We start from the raw sequence: 2,841 nt of genomic DNA, 5'->3' as shown, positions 1-2,841 counted from the left end.
TCGACAGACCATCCGGACCAGTCTTCGGTTAAGCTATGCTTTAGATAATGAGCCAACGCCTGCGCGAACTCGATTGCACCCTTGGGGCTGCAAAAATCGTCCCCCCGATAGTCAAGTAATGAGTCATCTTTTGTAGTGTAATCGAAAAAGAAACGCATCGTTTGCCACCTCACCTTAGATCAATCTGCCTGTCGGCGAATTGTTCGCATTCCGAGGTTGGTGCTTATACGTATGGGATGTTTTATCCGATTTAACCCATCCAGCTTAATTTTAGCGACGCTGGTTATCAACCCTCAGAAACTCGTCTTAGGAATGAGTTCAGCGCACTTTTTTCACAAAATGCCGCGTGGCGTGGAAGGTTGAATACGGTTAGTTGACTGCGCACCGCTGAAGAGGGTTCCTCGCTGCGGCGGTCCATCCCATTTGCGGCGTGGGGCTCGGCGGCTGCTAAGCCTTTCCTTACGGTCCTATGCTAGGTTCAATTAGACCGGCATCTGCACCGCCGGTCATCGCCACTTGGCCCTGGCCGGTTCTATCGACCAGGGCCCTTTTTCATTCGTAATAATGCTCCCCCAAAAGCTGCGGAGTACTTCTGTTCGCTTACGTCGTCAACTTGTCACTACGTGTCTCTCCATCCGCGACACCGATACCGTCCAGGTAAAGATTTGGACGAGAAGACGGATTGCCGGCGAGGATCCGGCTCGACCAAGACACTGAGTTTGTGTCACGCGACTAGGATCTGTGGACGCACCAACATGGCGTCACGCTCGACTTCTCAGGCCGGGTAAGCCGACGGACATCAATCCGCGTCTCGGTCGCACGTAACGGTGTATTCGAAACCGCATGTGCGGCAGCGGAAGTAATCTTCGGCTTTCGTGCCCCCTCCGACGGGCAGCAACCGTGCTCGGCGTTCGTAGTCAACCCAGCAACGAGGGCATTGAAAATCCGCGCCGACCTGCGGCCTAAACTCGACCGCGCGTTTCGCCGCGACGCTGATTTCTTTGCGCTCCGCTCCTATTTCCACCTTCCGGGCGTCTAGTTCAGCCTCTTCCTGATCGAGTGCCGCAAGGCGCGATTGCGCATTTTGCGCTATTCCTGTTGCGACATTCAGCAGTTCGTTGGATATTGAGACCATCAGATGCCCCGCGTCCCTTCCGAGGAACGCATACTACATCAAAGCTGAGCTGGCCAAAATGCAGGGTGGTGGGTGCGCATGGCGATCGCCGCCCCTCCAATGGGCGCCGAGCGCTCCTGGAAAGGGGCGCGTCATGACGGCGCTGGTGAGAGGCCGTCGAGGGCCAAACAGGCGGCCGGAATTCGGTGTCAGTTATCTAGCGAACATGGTCGTGTGGGGGCCGACTCTTAAGCAGCCCGGATACCTGCAATAAATCCATCGACCTCAACGCGCAGATCGTCGGATTGACGGGAGAGGCGGCTGGCCGCCACGAGGATTTCATTGGCCTCGTTCTTCGTCGCAGCAGACTCGTCCTCCACGTTAGCGATGGCATGAACTGCTTCTATCGCAGTTGACAACGCCTGATGCGCATTTTGTGCGATTGTGCGAGCCGCTGCCCGTTGCTGGTCAACCGCAGCGGCAACTGATGCGGTGATCGCACTCATTTCCCCACTCCTCGTGACGATGTCCTTGATGGCTGACACCATATTGCCGGCAACCGACTGTATTTTGAATACTTGGTTTTCTATTATTTCGGTGGCATTGCCAGTTTGCGACGCCAAGGCTTTGACTTCACCGGCGACGACAGCAAAGCCTCGTCCTGCTTGTCCGGCGCGCGCGGCCTCAATGGTGGCATTGAGCGCCAATAGGTTCGTATGCTCGGCGATCTGCTTGATTAGACTGACAACTCGCTCAATCTCGCGCGCGTCAGCCGCGAGCGCTTGTGCCGCTTTGTTGGTGGACTGAGCATCTTCGGTAGTCCTCGTCGAGAGATTGGATGAATTGATCGCACTTTGACCAATTGCATCGATGGACAACGTAAGCTCCTCCGCGGCATTGGCGACAATCTCAATATTGGCAGAGGCTTGCTGCGCGGCAACCTTAACGTCTCCTGATATCTCACCAGCCCGCTTTGTCCGATTGAACATCGTTTCTGCGCTCAGCTTCAGACCAGCGGCCGCGGCAGCCAGGGTCGACGTGAGTTCGGTAGCTGAAAGGTCGAAGTGCCGATTCAATTCCTCAATAGTCCTGGTCCGACGCTCTTTATGACCCCGCTCTGTTTCGTTCTCCCGGGCAAGGCGATCGGCTTTGATCTTATTATCTTTGAATACTTGTACGGCTTTGGCCATTTCGCCTATTTCATTGCGACGCCCAGCGTAAGGAATCACGACATCGACGTTGCCCTCCGCGAGAGCTCGCATGGCCCTGGTCATTTGCCGGACCGGGCGAGCAATACCTCTACCGATGACGAAGGCTAACGCTAACCCCGCGACAATCGCGCCCAGTGACGCCAAATTGCCGAACCAGCGCGCCGAAGCCACGGTCAACAGCATGCCGCCCACCGTGCCGAGCTGCGCTTCCGTCGCGGTCAGACGGACCTGGTCGGTTGCCTCAATCAGGGCCACCGCCGCAGAATTACGGTCGGTAGTTGCCTGAGCAAATCTGTCCGTGGCTCGGATAAGACCACCCACTGCTCTTTTGTACCGACCAAATGGCTCCGACATAGCGTTCAGAAAACGCTGCACTCGGCGGTTATCGACTTTTCGCGCCTGCAAGGCTTGCAACGCTCGGCCCATTGCCTCCAGGTCCGTGCGCGCGATATCCGAATCGGCCGGGTTGCGTGACGCCAAAAATCGCGTGGCACTCTCGTCGCTGCTATGGAACGC

The 2,841-nt window shown here is 56.6% G+C and carries 2 protein-coding genes; both read right to left on the bottom strand.

Annotated elements, in window-relative coordinates; translation table 11 throughout:
* Positions 1-799: 799 nt before the first annotated feature.
* On the bottom strand, positions 800-1,135 hold the full coding sequence (locus WB528_RS08370) for a hypothetical protein (RefSeq protein ID WP_423887954.1): 336 nt from the start codon (positions 1,133-1,135) through the stop codon (positions 800-802).
* A gap of 227 nt (positions 1,136-1,362) precedes the next feature.
* A partial coding sequence (locus WB528_RS08365; RefSeq protein ID WP_423887953.1) for a methyl-accepting chemotaxis protein occupies positions 1,363-2,841 on the bottom strand: 1,479 nt, incomplete at its 5' end.

It is taken from the genome of Bradyrhizobium sp., assembly GCF_049586575.1.
In the GTDB taxonomy this organism is placed as follows: domain Bacteria; phylum Pseudomonadota; class Alphaproteobacteria; order Rhizobiales; family Xanthobacteraceae; genus Bradyrhizobium.
This window is presented reverse-complemented; position numbering and strand designations above follow the sequence as displayed.

What these genes read in the sequence shown, in the direction of transcription:
- WB528_RS08370 (WP_423887954.1), bottom strand. Translation starts at nt 1,135, where the DNA reads ATGGTCTCAATATCCAACGAACTGCTGAATGTCGCAACAGGAATAGCG.